The organism is Nocardioides lijunqiniae (genome assembly GCF_015024225.1).
Lineage (GTDB): Bacteria > Actinomycetota > Actinomycetes > Propionibacteriales > Nocardioidaceae > Nocardioides > Nocardioides lijunqiniae.
Genome location: NZ_JACJGM010000010.1, coordinates 144,938 through 166,035, shown reverse-complemented (window position 1 = coordinate 166,035; position 21,098 = coordinate 144,938). Strand labels below are relative to the sequence as shown.

Annotated in this window: 23 protein-coding genes; 12 read left to right on the top strand and 11 right to left on the bottom strand. The window is 72.0% G+C overall.

Annotation, left to right across the window (positions count from 1 at the left end; all coding sequences use genetic code 11):
- Window position 1 precedes the first annotated feature (1 nt).
- Window positions 2-982: an IS481 family transposase gene (locus tag IRQ30_RS09235; RefSeq protein ID WP_193612617.1), complete on the bottom strand. Its 981-nt coding sequence runs from the start codon at window positions 980-982 to the stop codon at window positions 2-4.
- Window positions 983-1,286: 304 nt separating this feature from the next.
- Between IRQ30_RS09235 and IRQ30_RS09230 the strand changes: the two genes are divergently transcribed.
- Both IRQ30_RS09230 and IRQ30_RS09225 read left to right on the top strand, forming a co-directional pair.
- Window positions 1,287-2,549: an HNH endonuclease signature motif containing protein gene (locus IRQ30_RS09230; protein WP_193612616.1), complete on the top strand. Its 1,263-nt coding sequence runs from the start codon at window positions 1,287-1,289 to the stop codon at window positions 2,547-2,549.
- A gap of 301 nt (window positions 2,550-2,850) precedes the next feature.
- Complete coding sequence (locus IRQ30_RS09225; RefSeq protein ID WP_193612616.1) at window positions 2,851-4,113, top strand: HNH endonuclease signature motif containing protein; 1,263 nt, start codon at window positions 2,851-2,853, stop codon at window positions 4,111-4,113.
- Between the two features lie 149 nt (window positions 4,114-4,262).
- On the opposite strand, the gene IRQ30_RS09220 is transcribed toward IRQ30_RS09225, so the two are convergent.
- The 4 genes from IRQ30_RS09220 to IRQ30_RS09205 all read right to left on the bottom strand — a co-directional run bounded on the left by IRQ30_RS09220 (window position 4,263) and on the right by IRQ30_RS09205 (window position 6,383).
- On the bottom strand, window positions 4,263-4,868 hold the full coding sequence (locus IRQ30_RS09220) for a GNAT family N-acetyltransferase (protein WP_193612615.1): 606 nt from the start codon (window positions 4,866-4,868) through the stop codon (window positions 4,263-4,265).
- Window positions 4,865-5,278, bottom strand: a complete 414-nt coding sequence (locus IRQ30_RS09215; protein ID WP_193612614.1) for a VOC family protein — start codon at window positions 5,276-5,278, stop codon at window positions 4,865-4,867. The genes IRQ30_RS09220 and IRQ30_RS09215 overlap by 4 nt, the downstream gene beginning before the upstream one ends.
- Window positions 5,279-5,368: 90 nt before the next feature.
- Window positions 5,369-5,983, bottom strand: coding sequence for an MSMEG_6728 family protein (locus IRQ30_RS09210; protein WP_193612613.1), 615 nt, complete (start codon window positions 5,981-5,983; stop codon window positions 5,369-5,371).
- Window positions 5,984-6,011: 28 nt separating this feature from the next.
- Complete coding sequence (locus IRQ30_RS09205) at window positions 6,012-6,383, bottom strand: YciI family protein (RefSeq protein WP_193612612.1); 372 nt, start codon at window positions 6,381-6,383, stop codon at window positions 6,012-6,014.
- A gap of 101 nt (window positions 6,384-6,484) precedes the next feature.
- Here IRQ30_RS09205 and IRQ30_RS09200 point away from each other — a divergent pair, with 101 nt between their 5' ends.
- The gene (locus IRQ30_RS09200; protein WP_193610046.1) at window positions 6,485-6,823 is read left to right on the top strand and encodes a YnfA family protein; all 339 of its coding nucleotides are present in this window, start codon (window positions 6,485-6,487) and stop codon (window positions 6,821-6,823) included.
- A gap of 66 nt (window positions 6,824-6,889) precedes the next feature.
- Here the strand turns inward: IRQ30_RS09200 and msrA are convergent, their stop codons facing one another.
- Window positions 6,890-7,537, bottom strand: coding sequence for a peptide-methionine (S)-S-oxide reductase MsrA (gene msrA / locus IRQ30_RS09195; RefSeq protein WP_193612611.1), 648 nt, complete (start codon window positions 7,535-7,537; stop codon window positions 6,890-6,892).
- Window positions 7,538-7,737: 200 nt separating this feature from the next.
- Between msrA and IRQ30_RS09190 the strand changes: the two genes are divergently transcribed.
- Genes IRQ30_RS09190 through ilvA form a run of 4 tightly spaced genes read left to right on the top strand, consistent with a single transcriptional unit; the run spans window position 7,738 to window position 12,902 of the window.
- Window positions 7,738-8,922 (top strand): cystathionine gamma-synthase, encoded by a 1,185-nt coding sequence (locus IRQ30_RS09190; protein ID WP_193612610.1) that lies wholly within the window; start codon window positions 7,738-7,740, stop codon window positions 8,920-8,922.
- On the top strand, window positions 8,915-10,318 hold the full coding sequence (locus tag IRQ30_RS09185) for a glutamate mutase L (RefSeq protein WP_193612609.1): 1,404 nt from the start codon (window positions 8,915-8,917) through the stop codon (window positions 10,316-10,318). The genes IRQ30_RS09190 and IRQ30_RS09185 overlap by 8 nt, the downstream gene beginning before the upstream one ends.
- A 9-nt stretch (window positions 10,319-10,327) precedes the next feature.
- Window positions 10,328-11,704: an AI-2E family transporter gene (locus tag IRQ30_RS09180; protein WP_338089636.1), complete on the top strand. Its 1,377-nt coding sequence runs from the start codon at window positions 10,328-10,330 to the stop codon at window positions 11,702-11,704.
- The gene (ilvA, locus tag IRQ30_RS09175; protein ID WP_193610052.1) at window positions 11,697-12,902 is read left to right on the top strand and encodes a threonine ammonia-lyase; all 1,206 of its coding nucleotides are present in this window, start codon (window positions 11,697-11,699) and stop codon (window positions 12,900-12,902) included. The genes IRQ30_RS09180 and ilvA overlap by 8 nt, the downstream gene beginning before the upstream one ends.
- Before the next feature lie 6 nt (window positions 12,903-12,908).
- Here ilvA and IRQ30_RS09170 read toward each other — a convergent pair whose 3' ends face one another.
- The 3 genes from IRQ30_RS09170 to IRQ30_RS09160 all read right to left on the bottom strand — a co-directional run bounded on the left by IRQ30_RS09170 (window position 12,909) and on the right by IRQ30_RS09160 (window position 14,554).
- Window positions 12,909-13,463 (bottom strand): hypothetical protein, encoded by a 555-nt coding sequence (locus IRQ30_RS09170; RefSeq protein WP_193612608.1) that lies wholly within the window; start codon window positions 13,461-13,463, stop codon window positions 12,909-12,911.
- Between the two features lie 22 nt (window positions 13,464-13,485).
- On the bottom strand, window positions 13,486-13,986 hold the full coding sequence (greA, locus tag IRQ30_RS09165) for a transcription elongation factor GreA (RefSeq protein WP_193608803.1): 501 nt from the start codon (window positions 13,984-13,986) through the stop codon (window positions 13,486-13,488).
- 151 nt (window positions 13,987-14,137) lie between these two features.
- Window positions 14,138-14,554 carry a DUF4307 domain-containing protein gene (locus IRQ30_RS09160; RefSeq protein ID WP_193612607.1) on the bottom strand — a complete coding sequence of 139 codons (417 nt, stop codon included), beginning with the start codon at window positions 14,552-14,554 and terminating at the stop codon, window positions 14,138-14,140.
- A gap of 29 nt (window positions 14,555-14,583) precedes the next feature.
- Here IRQ30_RS09160 and mca point away from each other — a divergent pair, with 29 nt between their 5' ends.
- From mca to IRQ30_RS09140, 4 genes are all read left to right on the top strand, one after another.
- On the top strand, window positions 14,584-15,480 hold the full coding sequence (mca, locus tag IRQ30_RS09155) for a mycothiol conjugate amidase Mca (RefSeq protein ID WP_193612606.1): 897 nt from the start codon (window positions 14,584-14,586) through the stop codon (window positions 15,478-15,480).
- A 12-nt stretch (window positions 15,481-15,492) separates the two neighbouring features.
- The gene (locus IRQ30_RS09150) at window positions 15,493-15,732 is read left to right on the top strand and encodes a hypothetical protein (protein WP_193608806.1); all 240 of its coding nucleotides are present in this window, start codon (window positions 15,493-15,495) and stop codon (window positions 15,730-15,732) included.
- Window positions 15,733-15,830: 98 nt separating this feature from the next.
- Window positions 15,831-17,168 (top strand): serine/threonine-protein kinase, encoded by a 1,338-nt coding sequence (locus IRQ30_RS09145; protein WP_193612605.1) that lies wholly within the window; start codon window positions 15,831-15,833, stop codon window positions 17,166-17,168.
- On the top strand, window positions 17,165-18,964 hold the full coding sequence (locus IRQ30_RS09140) for a thiamine pyrophosphate-requiring protein (protein ID WP_193612604.1): 1,800 nt from the start codon (window positions 17,165-17,167) through the stop codon (window positions 18,962-18,964). Before IRQ30_RS09145 ends, IRQ30_RS09140 begins: the two co-directional genes overlap by 4 nt.
- A gap of 15 nt (window positions 18,965-18,979) precedes the next feature.
- On the opposite strand, the gene IRQ30_RS09135 is transcribed toward IRQ30_RS09140, so the two are convergent.
- Both IRQ30_RS09135 and trhA read right to left on the bottom strand, forming a co-directional pair.
- Complete coding sequence (locus tag IRQ30_RS09135; protein ID WP_193612603.1) at window positions 18,980-19,372, bottom strand: thioredoxin family protein; 393 nt, start codon at window positions 19,370-19,372, stop codon at window positions 18,980-18,982.
- A gap of 33 nt (window positions 19,373-19,405) precedes the next feature.
- The gene (gene trhA / locus IRQ30_RS09130) at window positions 19,406-20,137 is read right to left on the bottom strand and encodes a PAQR family membrane homeostasis protein TrhA (RefSeq protein WP_193612602.1); all 732 of its coding nucleotides are present in this window, start codon (window positions 20,135-20,137) and stop codon (window positions 19,406-19,408) included.
- Between the two features lie 106 nt (window positions 20,138-20,243).
- Here trhA and IRQ30_RS09125 point away from each other — a divergent pair, with 106 nt between their 5' ends.
- Entirely contained in the window at window positions 20,244-21,017 is a 774-nt protein-coding gene (locus IRQ30_RS09125) for an isoprenyl transferase (RefSeq protein WP_193608811.1), read from the top strand.
- The last annotated feature ends 81 nt before the right edge of the window (window positions 21,018-21,098 follow it).

The window sequence follows — 21,098 nt, the reverse complement described above, 5'->3', positions numbered from 1 at the left end:
GCTAGCTGTGATGTCCAGCCAGGTTGTTCAACCGGGTGATGGGTGTTGCCCGGCCGATTGCTGAGTGGGGCCGGTGGTGGTTGTACTCGTGAATCCATGATGGCAGGGCGGCGAGTCGGGCGGACTCGGAGGAGTAGAACTTCTTGAAGGCCCAGCCCTCGGCCAGGGTGCGGTGGAAGCGTTCGATCTTGCCGTTGGTCTGTGGCCGGTAGGGCCTGGTTCGTTTGTGGGTGATGCCGAGCTCCTCGCAGGCCTCGCGCCAGTAGTGGGAGCGGTAGGCCGAGCCGTTGTCGGACAGGACTCGTTCGATGTTCACGCCGCGTGCGTCGAACCAGGCCACGGCGCGGCGCAGGACCGCGGTGGCGGTCTCTTTCTTCTCGTCGTCATGAGCCTCGACGTAGGCCACTCGGGAGTGGTCGTCGATCACGGTGTGCAGGTAGCAGGTCCCGCGTTTGCCGGTGTTGTTTTTCGTGCGGGCGTTCTTGAACCCTTGCTGCTTGCCGACGTAGCGCCAGCCGCCGCCGTCAGGGACTCTGCCGAGCTTCTTGACGTCGACGTGGAGCAACGCCCCAGGCTTGTCGTGCTCGTAGCGCCGGATTGGCTCCCCGGTGACCCGATCGAGGTGGGCGAGCCGGTTGAGCCCGCACCGCACCAGCACCGCATGGACTGTCGAGGCCGCCATGCCGAGTCGGTGAGCGATCTCTACCGGGCCTAGGCGCTGCTTGATCCGCAGGTGCACGATCTTGCGGAGCACCGGCTGCGGAGTCTTGCGAGCTTGGGTGCGTCGTGCTGAGGACTGGTCGTACATGCCGGCGGGTCCTTCGGCGCGGTACCGCTCGGCCCACTTCTTCGCGGTCCGCCACGACACGTTGTAGAACTCAGCCGCCCGTGCGATGGACCAACCGGCCTCAACGACCACTCGCGCCATTCTCAGTCGGTGCTGAGGGGTCAAAGCCGCGTTGGAGTGGATAGCGTGGGACATGAAGGCCTCCTGTTGGCGAAGCGGTGAACTAGACAGCTCCACTTCACAACAGGGGGCCTTCACCCATCTACGACATCAGATCGTGTCCTCACACCTTCTCGACCAACGTGCCTGGACATCACAGCTAGCGCAACCTCCTCAACCAACGAGGCAGCCGTCGGTGGTTGAGGTGCGAGCGAAGCGAGTCTCGAAACCACCCCACCGAAAAAGGGATCAAGGAAATACTCGAAGCCCCTTGTGGACAAGGCCTCCTGACGGTCGGTTCAGGCCTTCGACTGTCGGTGGCCAGTGCTTGAGTAGACCCATGAGCAACCCCACCGGACCCGAGGCCAGCGCCGTGCTGGCCCAGGTCCGCGCGGGCAAGGCAGACCAAGCCAAAGCCGAGCTCGACACCCTCCACGGCGTCCTGAAGTGGTGCACCCTGCACACCACCACCGACGAGGGCGAGGCCTCGTTCGGCGACCACGGCATCCCCCTCGCCGGCGACGGCGCACCCTGGGTCAGCGAGTTCGCGGTCATGGAGCTCGGCGCTGCGCTCGGCATGTCCACCGACGCCGCGAAGCGCTACGTCGGTGCGACGCTCGAGACCCGCTACCGCCTGCTCCGGATCTGGGGACGCGTCGAGGCGATGGAGCTGCCGTTCTACAAGGCCCGCTGGATCGCCGAGCACACCATGGCGTTGTCCTCCGAGGCCGCGGCCTACGTCGATCAGGCGGTGGGTTTCTGTGCGCACTCGGTGTCCTACGCCGAGATCGAACGACAGATCACCGCCGCCCAAGCCCGGTTCGACCCCGAGGCCGCCGAGAAAGCCCGCCGGCTCGCCGCCGACGGGCGGCGGCTCGAGGTCCACAAGGGCGAGGTGTCGATCAACGGGACCGTCGAGGTCACCGGGACCCTGGACTACGTCGACGCCCTCGACTTCGACACCGCGATCTCGCGGCGCGCTGCTGAGATCAAGGCCGCCGGGTCCGAGGAGTCGCTCGACGTGCGTCGCTCGATCGCGGCTGGGGACCTGGCTCGCGGGTATGACTCCTTGCCGTTCGAGGACGCCGCTGAGGGTGGTTTCGAGGCTCGCTGCGCTCGCACCTCAACCACCGAAGTGGTGGTCCACGTGCACGAGGACCTCGACGGGGTCGGCCGGCTGGGCAACACCCGGACACCGGTGCTGGCCCAGACGATCCGGACCTGGTGCGGCAACCCCGACACCCGCGTGATCGTGAAACCGGTCCGCGACCTGGCCGACCACGTCCACGTGGCCGCGTACGAGGTGCCGGACCGGCTCCGCGAGCCGGACGAGCTCGTCGATCACACCTGTGTCTTCCCGTGGTGCACCAGACCCGCAGCCCGCTGCGACATCGACCACACGATCCCCCACGCCGAGGGCGGCCCGACCTGCTCGTGCAACACCGCACCCCTGTGCCGTGGGCACCACTGCCTGAAGACGCACGGCCGCTGGACCTACGACGTCCTCGACCGCGGCACCTACCTGTGGCACTCGCCCTTCGGGCACGCCTACCGCCGCGACCACACCGGCACCACCCCGCTCGAGCCCGAACGACGACCCTGAGGCCTCCTGTTGGCGAAGCGGTGAACTAGACAGCTCCACTTCACAACAGGGGGCCTTCACCCATCTACGACATCAGATCGTGTCCTCACACCTTCTCGACCAACGTGCCTGGACATCACAGCTAGCGCAACCTCCTCAACCAACGAGGCAGCCGTCGGTGGTTGAGGTGCGAGCGAAGCGAGTCTCGAAACCACCCCACCGAAAAAGGGATCAAGGAAATACTCGAAGCCCCTTGTGGACAAGGCCTCCTGACGGTCGGTTCAGGCCTTCGACTGTCGGTGGCCAGTGCTTGAGTAGACCCATGAGCAACCCCACCGGACCCGAGGCCAGCGCCGTGCTGGCCCAGGTCCGCGCGGGCAAGGCAGACCAAGCCAAAGCCGAGCTCGACACCCTCCACGGCGTCCTGAAGTGGTGCACCCTGCACACCACCACCGACGAGGGCGAGGCCTCGTTCGGCGACCACGGCATCCCCCTCGCCGGCGACGGCGCACCCTGGGTCAGCGAGTTCGCGGTCATGGAGCTCGGCGCTGCGCTCGGCATGTCCACCGACGCCGCGAAGCGCTACGTCGGTGCGACGCTCGAGACCCGCTACCGCCTGCTCCGGATCTGGGGACGCGTCGAGGCGATGGAGCTGCCGTTCTACAAGGCCCGCTGGATCGCCGAGCACACCATGGCGTTGTCCTCCGAGGCCGCGGCCTACGTCGATCAGGCGGTGGGTTTCTGTGCGCACTCGGTGTCCTACGCCGAGATCGAACGACAGATCACCGCCGCCCAAGCCCGGTTCGACCCCGAGGCCGCCGAGAAAGCCCGCCGGCTCGCCGCCGACGGGCGGCGGCTCGAGGTCCACAAGGGCGAGGTGTCGATCAACGGGACCGTCGAGGTCACCGGGACCCTGGACTACGTCGACGCCCTCGACTTCGACACCGCGATCTCGCGGCGCGCTGCTGAGATCAAGGCCGCCGGGTCCGAGGAGTCGCTCGACGTGCGTCGCTCGATCGCGGCTGGGGACCTGGCTCGCGGGTATGACTCCTTGCCGTTCGAGGACGCCGCTGAGGGTGGTTTCGAGGCTCGCTGCGCTCGCACCTCAACCACCGAAGTGGTGGTCCACGTGCACGAGGACCTCGACGGGGTCGGCCGGCTGGGCAACACCCGGACACCGGTGCTGGCCCAGACGATCCGGACCTGGTGCGGCAACCCCGACACCCGCGTGATCGTGAAACCGGTCCGCGACCTGGCCGACCACGTCCACGTGGCCGCGTACGAGGTGCCGGACCGGCTCCGCGAGCCGGACGAGCTCGTCGATCACACCTGTGTCTTCCCGTGGTGCACCAGACCCGCAGCCCGCTGCGACATCGACCACACGATCCCCCACGCCGAGGGCGGCCCGACCTGCTCGTGCAACACCGCACCCCTGTGCCGTGGGCACCACTGCCTGAAGACGCACGGCCGCTGGACCTACGACGTCCTCGACCGCGGCACCTACCTGTGGCACTCGCCCTTCGGGCACGCCTACCGCCGCGACCACACCGGCACCACCCCGCTCGAGCCCGAACGACGACCCTGAGCGCCCCACACCCCGCCCCGGCGGGGCTGTCGGCGCGTCGTCGGCCGGTTGACGCGGGGGGATCGGGGCCATGAGGCGCACCGACCACCTCGCTCGCGGGCCTGGAGCGACTCGCGTCCCGGATGCCGGCGGCCTAGCGGGAGGGAGCCTCAGAAGTCGATGCGCATCACCACGCGCCTCGCCGTGGGGTGCGTGACCTCCCTCAGGCCGGCGTCGGCGAACGTGCGGAGGGTGCCGACGTGGAGCTCCTCGTCGATGACCTTGTTCGTGACGATGGGGTAGGCCTCCAGGGCGCGCGCGCCACGCTCCCGGGCGAAGTCGATGGCAGCGGCGGCCAGCGCCCGGCTGACGCCGCGACGGCGGAAGCCGGCGCGGGTGAAGAGGCAGGTGACGGCCCAGACGGTGTCGTCGGTGCGGTCCTCGTCGCGGCCGGTCCACACGACGCGGTTGCTGGTGCGGACCAGACCGTCGTACGCCGTGCGCGGCTCGACCGCGCACCAGCCGACGGGCTCGTCGCCGAGGTGGGCCACGAGACCGCTGGTCGTCCCGGAGTCGGGGTGGCCGCTGTCGGTCTGCGTGCGCAGCCGGAACGCCCGCTCCTCCTGCGGGAACCCGGCGAAGCTCTCACCGACGGCGAGCTTGTAGCGCTGGCACTGGCAGCGGTGCCCGTTGCCGCGGGTGCCGAAGACCGTCTCCAGGTCCTCCCAGCCGACCTCGTTGGCCGGCACGACCGTCAGCTGCGGCTCCGCGCTCATCCGACGAAGATGCAGAACGGGTGTCCAGCGAGGTCGGCGAAGACGTGGAGGGGCTCGTCGGGGTCGTCGGTGCGATCGACCAGCTCACGGGCGCCCAGGGCCAGCGCCCGCTCACGCTGCCGCTCGAGCTCGGCGGCGTCCGACACCGTGAGGTCGAGGTGCAGCTGCATCGGGACCGTGTGGTCGGGCCAGGTGGTCGGCGTCAGCCGGTCGACGAGCTGGAAGGCCAGCACGCGCGAGCCGTCGTCCTCGGTGAGCACCAGCCAGTCGGGTGCGTCGGGAGAGCCGTCCGCTGGGGGCTCGTCGCCGGGGCGGTAGCGCAGGCCGAGCAGCACGCGGTAGAACTCCGCGAGCGCCCGCGGCTCGGTGGTGTCGAGCACGGTGTGCAGCAGGCGGGGGAACTCGGTCATCCGACGACCTCCGTGGTGGGCGACAGCGCTGATGTGCGGCGCGGCCCACCGTAGTGAGCGACGCCGACGCCGGGTACCCCTCAGAACTCGCTACGCGCCGGCGTTGCGGCGTCGGGTCTCCCAGGCCTTCTTCGCGGCCCGGCTCCGGCGTCGACGCGCGCGCTCCGCCTCGAGCCGCTCGCGCTCGACCTGCCGCTCCTGACGGCGTACGGCGGCGGCGGCCCGGCGCTCCTCCGCCGCCACCACCGCCGCGGAGCGGACCGGCCACACGTAGGGCAGGTCGTCGGGCGCGTCCGGGAAGAGCGGTCGGTAGTGCTCGGGGTCCTTGCGCACGAGCGCGGACCGGTGGCTGAGGTGCAGGTCCTCGTCGCCGAGCCAGGAGGGCAGGGCGCCGGCGGCGGCCAGCTCCTCCTGGCTCCGCGGGCTCCGCACCCCGGCCGTGCCGAGGTCGGCCACGATCGTGGCGGCGCACGTGTCGCCGAAGCCGAGGTCGGTCCACGCCTCGCAGCACACGAGCCCGTAGCGGCCGAGCGCCTCCTCGTACCCCTTCCACATGAGCGCGGCCGGGTGGTTTGCCCAGCCGTAGCCGGGCCGGGTCAGCGCGCGCACCACCTGGATGGTCTCCACGCGCTGCTTGCCCAGGCGCTGGCGGTCCAGCGCCCGGGCCGAGCGCGCGAAGTCGGGGTAGGGGAGGAACGTCTGCACGTGGCTCCTGGGGTCGTTGCGGGCGTCGTTACGGACGTCGTTGCTGGGCGTCGGGTCGGGGCTTGAAGCGGCGCACCTCGTGAGCCCAGCCGCACGCCTCGGCGATCTTGGCGGCCCACATCGTCGCGGCCTCGTCGTCGGGCACGTCCACGATCGCGAAGCCGCCCAGGAACTCCTTGGTCTCGACGTAGGGCCCGTCGGTGACCAGGACCTCGTCGCCGGTCGGGTCGGCGCTGTAGACGGGACCGTCCTCCTCCTCGAGGCCACCGGAGAAGACGTGGACGCCTGCGTCCTCCATCTCGTGGACGACCGCCATCGCGCGGGGCCCCTTGTCGCGGAACCACTCCTCGGGGTGGTCGCCGACCCACTGCTGGTTGAAGTAGAGGAGGTACTCGGCCATGTCGTGCTCCCTTGTCTCGCTTGCGGGCCCGGTGCCCGCTTCACCCCGTCTACGAACGGGACCGGGCCGGCACGACACCCGTCGGGCCTAGGCTGGCGCGCGTGGACACGCTGCGCAGCATCGCCCTGTTCGTCGGGGCCGCGATCGCCGAGATCGGCGGCGCCTGGCTGGTGTGGCAGGGCGTGCGGGAGCACCGCGGCTGGCTCTGGATCGGCGCCGGGATCATCGCCCTGGGCATCTACGGCTTCGTCGCCACCCTGCAGCCGGACGCGAACTTCGGCCGGATCCTCGCGGCCTACGGCGGCGTCTTCGTCGCCGGCTCCCTCGCCTGGGGCATGGCCCTCGACGGCTTCCGCCCCGACCGCTACGACGTGACCGGGGCCCTCATCTGCCTCGTGGGGGTCGCCGTCATCATGTACGCCCCCGGACGCACCACCTGACGCGCCCACGGGGCACGACGCACGCGGCGCCGTGCCCCGCGGATCAAGCGGGGATCAGATGTCGGATCAGGCGGTCTGCGGGAACTTCACACCGGTGTTGGCGTGGCAGCGGTAGCCGAAGGGGTTCTTGGCCAGGTACTGCTGGTGCTGGTCCTCGGCGTAGTAGTACGTCGGGGCGTCGCGCACCTCGGTGGTGATCTCGCCGAGACCGCGCCGGGCGAGCTCGGCGCCGTAGACGTCGGTCAGCTCGCGCGCGACCTTCTCCTGCTCCGGTGAGGTCACGTAGATGGCCGAGCGGTACTGCGTGCCGACGTCGTTGCCCTGGCGCATGCCCTGCGTCGGGTCGTGGACCTCGAAGAACGTCTTGACCAGGTCGGCGTAGGACACCTGGGCCGGGTCGAAGACGATCCGGACGGCCTCGGTGTGGGCGGTGCGGCCCGAGCAGACCTCCTCGTACGACGGGTGCGGCGTGTGGCCGCCGGCGTACCCGACGGAGGTCGACCAGACCCCGGGCGTCTTCCAGTAGATCTCCTCGGCGCCCCAGAAGCAGCCCAGGCCGAAGATGGCGACGTCGTAGCCGGCGGGGGCCTCGTCGGTGACGACGGGGGTGCCCAGGACCACGTGCTTGTCGGTGAGGTGGAAGTTGCGCTCGCTGCGACCGGGCAGGGCCTGGTCGGCGTCGATGAGCTCGGTCTTGGTGCGGGAGAAGAACACGGAGACTCCTATCGTCGGTTCTAGTCTCTCAACACCGGCGAGGGGCGGTTCGTTCCCCCGAGCACCGGCTGAGGTCCAGGGTCACGTCGGCGGGGACACCGCCCGGGACGCACATGACTCGACGTGCCTGGACCGGTGTCCGACATCACCAGCCCGACGGGGGCGATGACCTCGACGCCGGCGCTGAGTACGCTCGCTGAGTGAGCGAACAGCAGCACAGGTCAACAGAGCCGTTCAAGGCCCAAGGCTTCGAGACGCGTGCGATCCACGCCGGCTACGAGCCCGACCCCACCACGGGCGCGGTGATCCCGCCCATCTACGCCACCTCGACGTACAAGCAGGACGGCGTCGGCGGGCTGCGCGGCGGCTACGAGTACAGCCGCTCGGCCAACCCGACGCGCACCGCGCTGGAGGGTGCCCTCGCGTCGCTGGAGGAGGGGGAGCGCGCCTTCGCCTTCGCCTCCGGCCTCGCCGCCGAGGACACCATCGTGCGGGCGCTGTGCCGCCCGGGCGACCACGCCGTCATCCCCGACGACGCCTACGGCGGCACCTTCCGCCTCTTCGACAAGGTCGAGCAGTCCTGGGGCCTCGAGCACAGCCCTGCGGCCGTCTCCGACGTCGACGCGGTGCGGGCCGCGATCCGTCCTGGGCGGACCCGGCTGGTGTGGGTCGAGACGCCGACCAACCCGCTGCTCAACATCGGCGACATCGAGGCGCTCGCCGCGGTGGCCCACGAGGCGGGTGCGCTGCTCGTGGTCGACAACACCTTCGCCTCGCCGTACCTGCAGCAGCCGCTGACCCTCGGCGCCGACGTCGTGGTCCACTCGACGACCAAGTACGTCGGCGGCCACTCCGACGTCGTCGGTGGAGCCGTCGTCGTGCGTGACCTCGAGACCGCCGACGCCATCACGTTCCACCAGAACGCGATGGGCGCCGTGCCCGGACCGTTCGACTCCTTCCTCACCCACCGCGGGCTCAAGACGCTCGCCGTGCGGATGGACCGGCACTGCGACAACGCCGAGCTCGTCGTCGACTTCCTCAGCCGGCACCCGTCCGTGGAGCAGGTCATCTACCCCGGCCTGGAGGAGCACCCCGGCCACGCCGTCGCGAGCCGGCAGATGAAGCGCTTCGGGGGCATGGTGTCCTTCCGCGTCACCGGCGGGGAGGCGCAGGCGCTGGCCGTCTGCGAGCGCGCCGAGGTCTTCACCCTCGCCGAGTCGCTGGGCGGGATCGAGTCGCTGATCGAGCACCCCGGTCGCATGACCCACGCCAGCGTCGCCGGCACGGACCTGGAGGTGCCGTCCGACCTCGTGCGCCTCAGCGTCGGCATCGAGACCGCGGACGACCTGCTCGCCGACCTGGACCGCGCCCTCTCCGGTGGCTGAGGACGGCGCGGTCGCGATCTGCGTCGACTTCGGGTCGACGTTCACCAAGGCCTCGCTGGTCGACCTCGCCACGGCACGGGTCGTCGCCGCGGCCGAGCACCCCACGACCGTGCCCGTCGACGGTCACGGCGACGTCCTCGACGGGTACGACGCCTGCCTGGCCGCCCTCGTGGCGGCCGACCCGCGGGCCGAGGGAGCCGAGGTGCTGGCCTGCTCGAGCGCCGGCGGCGGGCTCCGGATCGCGGTCGTCGGCAACGAGGAGCTGGTCACCGCCGAGGCCGGACGCCGGGTCGCGCTGTCCAGCGGCGGCAAGGTGGTGGCGGTGCTGGCGGCCGCGGGTCGTGCCCCCGACCCCGAGCCGTACCGCGACCTGCGGCACACGGCCCGCCCCGACGTCCTGCTCCTCACCGGTGGCACCGACGGCGGCAACAGCGAGGTGCTGCTCCAGGCCGCGCGCGACCTCGTCGCCAGCGGTTGGGACGGGCCGGTCGTGGTGGCCGGCAACGTCGAGGCGCAGGACGAGGTGAGCGCGGTGCTCGGCGACGTGCCCCACGTGCTGGCCGACAACGTCGTGCCGACGATCGGCGTCCTGGCGCCGGACAGCGCGCGCGCCGCGATCCGCGAGATGTTCCTGGCCCACGTCATCGGAGGCAAGCACCTCAGCACCCGCACGGACTTCGTCGCGATGGTGCGCGGTGCCACCCCCGACGTCGTGCTGACGGGGGTCGAGCTGCTCGCCGACGGCCTGGACGCGGAGCGGCCGGGCGCCGGCGACGTCGTCGTGGTCGACGTCGGCGGCGCGACCACCGACGTGCACTCGGTGGTCGACGTCGACCCGGAGGACGCCGGCCTGTCGCGCGAGGTCGTCGCCACCACGCGGGTCACCCGCACGGTCGAGGGCGACCTCGGCATGCGCTGGTCGGCGTCGAGCACGGTCGAGGCCGCCGAGCTGAGCGAGCTGCCCGGGCTCCTCGCCGCGGCCGAGCGGCGCACCGCCGACCCGGGCTTCCTGCCGGTCTCCGGCGCGGACCAGGACGACGACGAGGCGATCGCCCGTGCGGCCGTCTCCCTGGCCCTGCGCCGGCACGCCGGCCGCTCGCGGGTCGTGGTGTCGCCCGAGGGCCGGGTGGTCGAGCGCTCCGGCAAGGACCTGCGCGAGGTGGACCTGGTGGTCGGCTCGGGAGGCGTGCTGCGCCACGGCCGGCCGGGCGTCAGCGCTCGCGTCTTCGAGGGGAGTGTCGGCGCCGACCTGGAGGGTGGTTGGCAGCTGCCCGAGCGGGCACTGGTGGTCGTGGACTCGGCGTACGTCCTGGCGGCCGTGGGCCTGCTGGCCCCCGACCACCCGGAGGCGGCCCACCGGCTCGCCCGCCGTCTGCTGGACTCCGACCGAGAATAGGGTGACCGCGTGAGCAACGACCACGAGCCGGAGGCGGGCGAACCCGGCGACGAGACACCGCCCGCCGCGCCGGCCGGGTCCCGGCTCCGGCACCCGCTGCGGCGCTCGCGTGCCCAGGCGAGCACCCATAGCGACGCGGAGGCCCGCGCCCACGAGGAGCGGATCACCCAGCGCCTGGCCCAGCAGTGGGCGCAGATGCGCGGGGAGCGGCGCAGCGAGCCGCAGCCGATCGTCGCGGGACCCTCCAACTTCAGCCGCGCGCAGGTGCCGTGGGGCCTCGACCTCGCCGCCGCGTGGGGCTGGCGCTTCCTGGTGATCGTCGCGGCCGGGCTGGTGCTCGTGAAGACGATCTCGTTCTTCTCGGTCATCGCGCTGCCGGCGGCGGTCGCCCTCCTGATCACCGCCCTGGTGGCGCCGCTCGTCGGCTGGATGGACCGGCACGGCTTCCCGCGCGGCCTGGCCTCGATCCTCGTCGTGCTCGGCGGCCTCGGGCTGGTCGGGCTCCTGCTGACGTTCGCCGGGCAGCAGGTCGCCAACGGCGCCAACGACCTGGCCGACTCCACCGTCGAGGGGCTCGACAAGATCCGCACCTGGCTCAAGGACGGACCGCTCAACGCGTCGGACTCCCAGATCAACGACTGGATCGGCCAGGCCCAGGACGCGATCACGAGCCGCACCGAGAACGGCGAGGTGCTCAGCCAGGTGACGTCGGTCGGGTCGACGCTGGGCCACCTGTTCGCCGGCTTCTTCATCGTGCTCTTCGCGACCTACTTCTTCCTCGCCGACGGCGACCGCATCTGGGCGTGGTTCGTGCGCCTGGCGCCGCGCGCCGCGCGCCAGCACGTCGACGGCTCGGGCCGGGTCGCCTGGATCTCGCTCACGCAGTTCGTCCGGGCCACGGTGCTGGTCGCCCTGGTCGACGCGATCGGCATCATGATCGGCGCCGCGGCACTCAACGTGCCGTTCGTCCTGGCCATCGGGGTGCTGGTGTTCCTCGGCGCCTTCGTCCCGCTGGTGGGCGCCTCGGTCGCGGGCGGGGTCGCCGTCCTCGTGGCCCTGGTCGACCAGGGCCCGCTCGACGCCCTGATCATGCTCGCCGTCGTCATCGCCGTGCAGCAGGTCGAGGGCCACCTCCTGCAGCCGTTCCTCATGGGCCGCTGGGTCTCGGTGCACCCGCTCGGCGTGATCTTCGCGCTCGGCGCGGGCGTCATCGTGGGTGGCGTGGCCGGCGCCCTGGTGGCCGTCCCGCTCGCCGCCGCCGGCAACGCCGTCGTGCAGCACCTGGCGTCCAACACCCGGGTGGGGGACGATCCGGTGGAGGAGCTCGAGGAGGACTACCAGGAGACCGGAGCCACGGTCGAGGTGGAGGACGCGCGCGATGAGTGAGGTCACGCTCGCCGACGTCGAGGCCGCCCGCGAGGTCCTCACCGGCGTCTCGATCGAGACCCCGATGGAGGAGTCGCGCTGGCTCTCCGCGCTGGTCGGCGGACCCGTGTCGCTGAAGTGCGAGAACCTCCAGCGCACCGGGTCCTTCAAGGCCCGCGGCGCCTACGTCCGGATCTCCCGGCTCTCGGCCGAGGAGCGCGCGCGCGGCGTCGTCGCCGCCTCGGCGGGCAACCACGCCCAGGGCGTCGCGCTGGCCGCGCAGCTGCTCGGCATCCGCTCCACGGTGTTCATGCCCGAGGGCGCCCCGATCCCCAAGGAGAAGGCGACCCGAGGCTACGGCGCGGAGGTGGTCTTCGAGGGCCGCTACCTCGAGGACGCGCTGGTCGCGGCCCGGCGGTTCGAGGCGGAGACCGGGGCCGTGCTCATCCACCCCTTCGACCACGTCGACATCGTCGCGGGCCAGGGCACCTGCGGCCTGGAGATCCTCGAGCAGTCGCCCGACGTGCAGACCGTGCTGGTGCCCACCGGCGGCGGCGGGCTGCTCGCCGGCATCGCGATCGCCGTCAAGGCGCTGCGCCCCGACGTGCGGGTGATCGGCGTCCAGGCGGCCGGCGCGGCGGCGTACCCCGACTCGCTGCGGCAGGGTCGCCCGGTCGCCCTCGACAGCATGAAGACGATGGCCGACGGGATCGCGGTCGGCCTGCCCGGCGACATCACGTTCGCCGCGGTGCGCGACCACGTCGACGAGATCATCACGGTCTCCGAGGAGTCGATGTCGCGAGCGCTGCTGGCGCTGGTGGAGCGCGCCAAGATGGTCGTCGAGCCGGCAGGCGGCGCGGCCGTGGCCGCGATGCTCGACCACCCGACGGCGTTCCGCACCCCCGCGGTCGCAGTCCTGTCGGGCGGCAACATCGACCCGCTGCTGCTGGGGAAGGTGATCCGGCACGGCATGGCGGCGGCCGGGCGCTACCTCAACCTCCACGTCAACATCCCCGACACCCCCGGCGGCCTGGCCCGCCTGCTCGCCGAGGTCGGCGACGCCGGCGCCAACGTGCTCGAGGTCGTGCACGAGCGCATCTCGCCGTCGCTGCACCTCGACGAGGTCGAGGTCCACCTCCAGCTGGAGACCCGCGGCGAGCCGCACGCCGAGCGGGTCCTCACCCGCCTGCGCGGCTGCGGCTACCGCGTCCTGGCCTAGCAGCGGTCAGTCGGTCGGACCGGCGGAGAGGGTGGCGCTCAGGTAGCGCCTCGTCCTGTCTCCGTGCAGGGTCAGGTACGGCCCGAACTGGTACCCGTCGTCGCGCGTGCTGGGCCACGTCTGGAAGGTGATGGTGGAGGACCCCTGCCGGTCGGCGCGCTTGATGGCCAGCTCGCAGCGCATCATGAGGCCGTCGTACGTCGGGGGCTCGTCCTGGTCCTCGACGGTATCGCCGGGCAGGTCCCCACCCATCTCGGTGAGCCAGTCGGCGGCCTCGGCGCACCGGGCCCGCTCCTGCCCGACGGCGACCCGGGTCTCCCAGGTCACGAGGTAGGAGTCCACGTCGTCCTCGGGCTCCGAGGAGACCCAGACGTCGTCGACCTGCCGTGCGCCACCGGCCAGCTCGAGGCCGTGCCCACCGAGGCGCCAGTCGGCCGCCGGCGGGTCCGCCCGGCTCACGCGGGAGCGCGCGGCCTCCTCGTCGGGGCCCGACAGGCATCCGGTCGTGGCGAGCACCAGCAAGACGGCGCCGAGCCGCAGCACCGTCGGGGAGGGACTCATGGGGGCAGTCTGCCCCACGATCTCAGCCCGTGTAGGGCTTCGCGTCGACGATGACGACCTCGAGCTGCTTGCCGTTGGGCGCCTCGTAGGAGACGGTCTCGCCGCGCTTGTGCCCGTTGATGGCCGACCCGAGGGGCGACTGCGGGGAGTAGGCGGTGAGGCCCTCGGGCTCGATCTCGCGGGCGCCGAGCAGGAAGGTCTCCGTCTCGTCCTCGGAGTCGCCGACGAAGCGGTAGGTGACGACCATGCCGGGCTCGACGACACCGTCGTCGGGAGGCGTCTCGCCGACCTCGGCACGACGCAGCATGTCCTCGAGCTGGCGGATGCGGCCCTCGAGCTTGCCCTGCTCCTCGCGGGCGGCGTGGTAGCCGCCGTTCTCCTTGAGGTCGCCCTCGTCGCGAGCGGCGCTGATCTTGGCGATGACCTCCTCGCGCACGGGCCCCTTGAGCTCGGCCAGCTCGGCCGTCAGCTTGTCGAAGGCGTCCTGGGTGAGCCAGATCGTGCCCTGGGTCTGCTGGGTCATGGGGGTACTCCTGTACTGCTGCGATGGTGATCAAGGTCCGGGAACGACAAGACCTTCGAGCCGGTCGTCGGCGTCGCGGGCCTGTCGGCCCAGCGGGACGGTCAGATGGGTCAAGTATACAAAGAGCCGGCCAAAAGGACGTCTCCGCAGGTCAGCGCGGCCGCGACTGCCCCTCGGCGGTGCAGCCGACCGACTCGACCGAGGTGGCCCGGCGCTCGGTACGGATGGTCTCCTCGACCCGGTCGTCGGCTCCCGGGTCGGGCGTGAACGACAGCTCCCCGACCACCGTGTGGTCCTCCGCGAACGCCCGCAGCAGGCACGTCGCGTCCACGGCGTCGTCGGCCAGCTGGACCTGCAGTCGGGCGGTGGCGGCGTGCTCGTCGACGATCTCGAAGCTGAGCAGCTCGGAGTCGACCGGGGGAGCGGAGTGGACGAGGACGGTCCACACCAGCCAGCCCAGGAACGCCCCCACCACGGCCACGCAGGCCGCGAGGAGCACGCGTCGCCGCCACGGGGCGGGAGCGCCGTAGCGGTCGGCGGGCACCGTCGGGGCAGGCGGCGAGGTCACCGGTCCAGGGTGACACCTACGATGGAGCCATGCCGCAGCACCCTCCCAGCGGGCCCCGCGCGGGCCTGCGCCTGATGCACGTGCACGCCCACCCCGACGACGAGTCCAGCAAGGGCGCCGCGTCCACCGCGAAGTACGTCGCCGAGGGTGTCGACGTCCACGTCGTCACCTGCACGGGCGGGGAGCGCGGCTCGATCCTCAACCCCAAGATGGACCGCCCCGACATCCTCGAGAACATGACCGAGGTGCGCCGCCAGGAGATGGAGCGGGCCCGCGACATCCTCGGCGTGAGCCAGGACTGGCTCGGCTTCGTCGACTCCGGCTGGCCCGAGGGCGACCCGAAGCCGCCGCTGCCCGAGGGCTGCTTCGCCCTGGCCCCGCTCGAGGAGGCCACCGAGCGGCTGGTCCGGCTGATCCGCTCCCTGCGACCGCACGTGCTGACGACGTACGACGAGCGCGGTGGCTACCCCCACCCCGACCACATCCGCTGCCACGAGGTGAGCGTCGCGGCGTTCGAGGCGGCCGGCGACCCCGAGCGGTTCCCCGACGCCGGCGAGCCCTGGCAGCCCCTCAAGCTCTACTACCACCACTCCTTCAACCGCGAGCGGATGCAGAGGCTGCACGACGCGATGCTCGAGCACGGGCTGGAGTCGCCGTGGGCCGAGCGCCTGGCCGAGTGGAAGCCCGAGCCCGAGTGGGACGCCCGCGTCACCACGAAGGTGCCGTGCGCGGAGTACTTCGGGGTGCGCGACCAGGCCCTCCTCGCCCACGCCACCCAGATCGACCCCGACGGATTCTGGTTCGCGGTGCCGCGCGAGCTGCAGGAGCGGGTCTGGCCGACCGAGGACTTCGAGCTCGTGGTGAGCCACGTCCCGTCCTCGGTGCCCGAGGACGACCTGTTCGCCGGCATCGACCGGGCCTCCTGAGAGACTGTGGCCATGGACCTCCTGATGCTGATCCTCCCTCTGGTGGAGCAGGGCCCCGACGACGAGGACGTCGTCGCCGGGTGGACCGCCTTCGGGATCTTCGGCCTGCTCATCCTCGCGGTCGTGATCCTCGGCTTCAGCCTCACCAAGCACCTCAAGCGCGCCGACCGCTCGGCGTCGGAGGGTCGCTACGACCCCTCCACGCGCAAGTCGGCGCCGCGCCAGTCGCCGCCGCAGACGCCGTCGTCCTGACCGCCGGGTCCTGAGCGGCGGGGCGTCACCGCTGCCGGGCCCCGGAACGTGAGTCACCGCACCCGTTTCCGCTGCGTCGCGCAGGGCACCGGGTGCTGATGACGTCGGACCAGCACCCGCGCGACCCGGATCCCACCCAGGCGGTGGACATGGCCGGTCTCCTCGGCGACGGCGGCCCGGCGGCGCCGCGACCCGCGGCCCACCTGCTGAGCGGGCGCTACGAGCTCGGCGCCGTTCTCGGTCGCGGCGGCGTGGCCGACGTCCATCGCGCGACCGACACGCTGCTCAGCCGTGAGGTCGCGGTCAAGCGCCTGCGCGAGGCGACCCCGTCGGACGCCGACCGGGCGCGCTTCACCGCCGAGGCCCGCACCCTCGCGGTGCTCTCGCACCCGGCGCTGGTCACCCTGCTGGACGCCGGTGACTCCGACGACCGCCCCTACCTGGTGCTGGAGCTGGTCGAGGGCTCGACGCTGGCGGGCCTGCTCGCCCGCGGCCCGCTGCCCGCCCCCGAGGAGGCCGCCCGGCTGCTCGGCGCCGTGGCCGGCGCCCTCGCCTACGCGCACGGGGCCGGCGTCGTCCACCGCGACGTGAAGCCGGGCAACGTGCTGCTCGGGGACGACGGCCGGGTCAAGCTGGCCGACTTCGGCATCGCCCGGATCGTGGGCGACACGGTGCGCCACACGATGACCGGGACCACGGTCGGCACCGTGGGCTACCTCGCGCCGGAGCAGGTGAGCGGCGCGGAGATCACCCCCGCCGTCGACGTCTACGCGCTCGGGCTGGTCCTGCTCGAGGCGGTGACCGGCGAGAAGGCGTTCACCGGCTCGACCGCGGAGGCCGCCGTCGCGCGGCTCGCCCGCGACCCGCACGTCCCGGAGACGCTGTCGGCGCCGCTGGCCGACCTGGTGCGGGCGATGACCTCCCGCGACCCCGGCGCCCGGCCGTCGGCTGCCGTGGTGGCCGAGCGGCTCGCGGTCATCGCGGACGGGGACCCGACCACCCTCACCCCCCTCGTCTCCTCGCCGCGGCTGCGTCGCCGTCCCCGGCCGGCGATGCTCGTCGCCGCCGCGGCCGTCGCGCTCGTGGTCGCCCTCGGTGGCGCCGGGCTGCTCGGCGGCGGCGACCCCAGCGAGGCGGACCGGCCGCCGGCTCCCGGCACGCCGTCGCAGACCGCCTCACCGTCCAGCGGTACGACGCCGGCGAGCGTGCGCCGTACGCCGCGGCGACCGGTGTCCGGCACGCCCACCGCGACGGCCGGGGACGGTCGCGCGTCGGCGCCGAAGACCGCCGCGCCGAAGCAGGCCGGACCGAAGGTCAGGGGACCGAAGGTCTCCGGCGGCAAGGCCAAGGGCGGCAAGGCCAAGGGCGGCAAGGGCAAGGCGAAGGGCAAGAACAAGGGCGGCAAGGGCAGCGGCAAGGGCAAGGGGAAGCGATGAGCGAGGAGCCGCGCCTGGTGGCGGACGTGGTCGTCGAGCGCCTGCGGGCGTGGGGCGTGACCCGGATCTTCGGCTACTCCGGCGACGGCATCAACGGCTTCATGGGCGCCCTGCGCCGCGCCGGCGGGGACCCCGCGCTCGTGCAGGCGCGCCACGAGGAGAACGCCGCGCTGATGGCGGTCGGCCACGCCAAGTACACCGGCGAGGTCGGGGTCATGACCAGCACCCAGGGCCCGGGCGCCGTCCACCTGCTCAACGGCCTCTACGACGCCAAGCTCGACCACGTGCCGGTCGTGGCGCTGGTCGGGCAGCAGGAGACGACCGTGCTGGGCTCGGAGTACCAGCAGGAGATCGACCTGCAGAGCCTGTTCAAGGACGTGGCGGCGCAGTTCCTCCAGACGGCGCTCTCGCCCGAGCAGGTGCCGATGCTGCTCGACCGCGCGTTCCGCACCGCGCTGGCGACCCGCTCGCCGTGCGTGGTGGTCCTGCCCCACGACGTGCAGCAGGAGGACGCGGCCGACCTCGAGCAGGAGCACGGCGTCATCGTGACCGCGCCCGAGTGGCGCCGTCCGCACGTCGTGCCGCGCCAGGAGGACCTGCAGCGCGCCGCCGACGTGCTCAACGCCGGCGAGAGGGTGGCCCTGCTGGTCGGCCAGGGCATCCGCGAGGCAGGCGAGCAGGTGCGTGCAGTCGCGGACCGGCTCGGCGCCGGCGTCACGACGAGCCTGCTCGGCAAGCCCTGGTGGGACGAGTCGCTGGCCCACTCGTGCGGAGTGATGGGCCACCTGGGCACGTCGGCCTCGGCCTACCTGATGGGGCACTGCGACACCCTGCTGGTGATCGGGAGCAACGATCCCTGGACCGAGTTCTACCCCGCGCCCGGCCAGGCGAGGGCGGTGCAGGTCGACCTCGACGGACGCCACCTGGGCAACCGCTACCCGGTCGAGGTGGGTCTGACCGGCGACGCCGCCGACACGCTGGCCGCCCTGCTCCCGCTGCTGCGCGAGCGCGAGGACACCTCGTGGCGCTCCGACGTCGAAGCGCAGGTGCGCGCCTGGCACGAGCTGGCGGAGGAGCGCTCGCGCCTGGAGGCGCGCCCCCTCAACCCGGAGCTGGTCGTGCGCTCCCTGAGCCCGCTGCTGCCGGCCGACGCCCAGGTCAGCGTCGACGTCGGCTCGATCGTCTACTGGTACGCCCGGCACCTGCGGCTGCCGCCCGGCGTGCCGGCGCACCTGTCGTCGACGCTCGCGAGCATGGGCTCGGCCCTGCCCTACGGCATCGCGGCCAAGCTCTCCGCGCCGGACCGACCCGTCGTGGCGATGGCCGGTGACGGCGCCATGCAGATGAATGGTGTCGCCGAGCTGATCACCGTCGCCCACCGGTGGCGCGACTGGGCGGACCCGAGGTTCGTGGTGCTGGTGCTGCACAACCGCGAGCTCGCGGAGGTGACCTGGGAGCAGCGCGAGACCGAGGGCGACCCCCGCTTCGAGGACAGCCAGAGCCTCCCGACGTTCCCCTACGCGGGGTACGCCGAGCTGCTGGGCCTGCGCGGGATCCTCGTGGACTCGCCCGACCAGCTCACCGACGCCTGGTCGCAGGCCCTGTCGGCCGACCGTCCCGTGGTGATCGAGGCGATCACCGATCCCGACGTGCCCCTGCTGCCGCCCTTCCCCGGGGGCCGCGAGAAGCTCGACAGCCTCCGCCGCGGCCTGGAGCAGGAGGGCGCCTCCGGCGAGCACGCCCGGGCGCTGCTCGACGAGCAGGTGCGCCAGGAGGAGCGGCTCTCGGGCGCCTGACGCCGGAGCCGACGCTCAGCCCTGGGCCTGGCCCGGCTGTTCAGCCTGCTCGGCGGCCTCGGCGATCTGGCGGCGTACGTCATCCATGTCGAGGCCCTTGACGCCGGTGATGACCTGCTCCAGCGCCTGCGGGGGCAGCGCGCCGGGCTGGGCGAAGACCAGGATGCCCTCGCGGAACGCCATCAGCGTCGGGATCGACTGGATGCCCGCCGCGGAGGCCAGCTCGCGCTGCTCCTCGGTGTTGATGGAGCCGAAGGTGACGTCCGGGTGGGTCTCGGAGGCCCTCTCGTACGTCGGCGCGAACTGCTGGCACGGTCCGCACCAGCTGGCCCAGAAGTCGACGAGCAGGATGTCGTCGTCCTCGACGTGGAAGGTGAAGTTCTCGGTGGTCAGCTCGATGGTGGCCATCCCACCAGCGTACGAGGTGCGGTGAAGCAGCCCCTAGCGCAGTGAGTACGTCGCCAGCGAGACGCTGACGTAGTGACTGACGAAGGCCAGGATCGTGAACGTGTGGAAGACCTCGTGGAAGCCGAACCACTGGGGCCACGGGTCGGGCCGCTTGAAGCCGTAGACCACCCCGCCCACGGTGTAGAGCAGGCCGCCGACCGCGACCAGCACGAGCACGGCGGTGCCGACGCCGGCGCCGAGACGCGTCGAGGCGCCGTCGATGAAGCCGGGGATGAAGAACACCGCGGCCCAGCCCAGGCCGATGTAGAGCGGGGTGTAGAGCCAGCGCGGGGCGCCGATCCAGAACACCCGGAACAGCACGCCGAGGATCGCGCACGCCCACACGGTGGTGAGCAGCACGACCCGCTGGGTGCCCTCGAGCAGCATCAGCGTCAGCGGCGTGTAGGAGCCGGCGATGAGGACGAAGATGTTGGCGTGGTCGAAGCGGCGCAGCGCCGCCCAGACCGGCGGCGACCAGGTGCGCGTGTGGTAGAGCGCGGAGATGCCGAAGAGCAGCAGCGCGCTGAACGCGAAGACCGCGGAGCCCCAGCGGGTGGTCGAGTCGGGGGAGAGGACGATCAGCACGATGCCGCCGGCAAGGGCCAGCGGTGTCAGGGCCAGGTGCATCCAGCCACGCAGCTTCGGCTTCACCTCGGCCAAGTGGTCATTGATGGACTCCAGGCCCGATCGCACTGCCTCGTTGGCGTGGTCGAAGGCGGGGGTCATGCGCAGACGGTACCCATTCGCACCGAGCGTGTGCTGACGACGCGGTGAATGTCACCCCGTACGCGGGAGGCGCGTGTGAGGGCTCTCACCCCCTACCATCGGAGACATGGCGGACTGGAAGGACGGGCTGCGTCGGGTGCTCTACCCGGCGTACGAGTCGCGGCTCCTGCGGCGGCTCCCCGACAACCTCCCGCAGCACGTCGGCGTGATGCTCGACGGCAACCGGCGGTGGGCCAAGGCGGTGGGGCGCGACACCGCCCACGGACACCGGGCGGGTGCGGCCAACATCGAGCCCCTGCTCGGCTGGTGCGACGAGGTCGGGATCCAGGTGGTCACGCTGTGGCTGCTCTCGACCGACAACCTCAACCGCCCCGAGGCCGAGCTCGAGCCGCTGCTGGAGATCATCGAGGAGGCCGTCGACTCCCTGGCCGACCAGCGCCGCTGGCGGCTGCACCCGGTGGGCGCGCTCGACCTCCTGCCGGCCCGCACCGCCGAGCGGCTCAAGGCCGCCGCGGAGGCCACGAGCGACGTCGACGGGATGCTCGTCAACGTCGCCGTCGGCTACGGCGGGCGCCGCGAGATCGCGGACGCCGTGCGCTCCCTGCTCCACGAGCACGCCGCGAAGGGCACCACCCTGGAGGAGCTGGCGACGATCATCGACGTCGAGCACATCTCCGACCACCTCTACACCAAGGGCCAGCCCGACCCCGACCTGGTGATCCGCACCTCCGGCGAGCAGCGGCTGGGCGGGTTCCTGTTGTGGCAGAGCGCGAAGTCGGAGTTCTACTTCTGCGAGGCCTACTGGCCGGAGTTCCGGCGGGTGGACTTCCTGCGCGCCATCCGCGCCTACGCCTTGCGCGAGCGCCGCTACGGCTCCTGAGCGCGGCCCGACGTCATGCACTCGTCACCCACGCTTCACCCCTGCGGGCGGGCGTGTCGCCACGGATGGACGTCTGCGAGG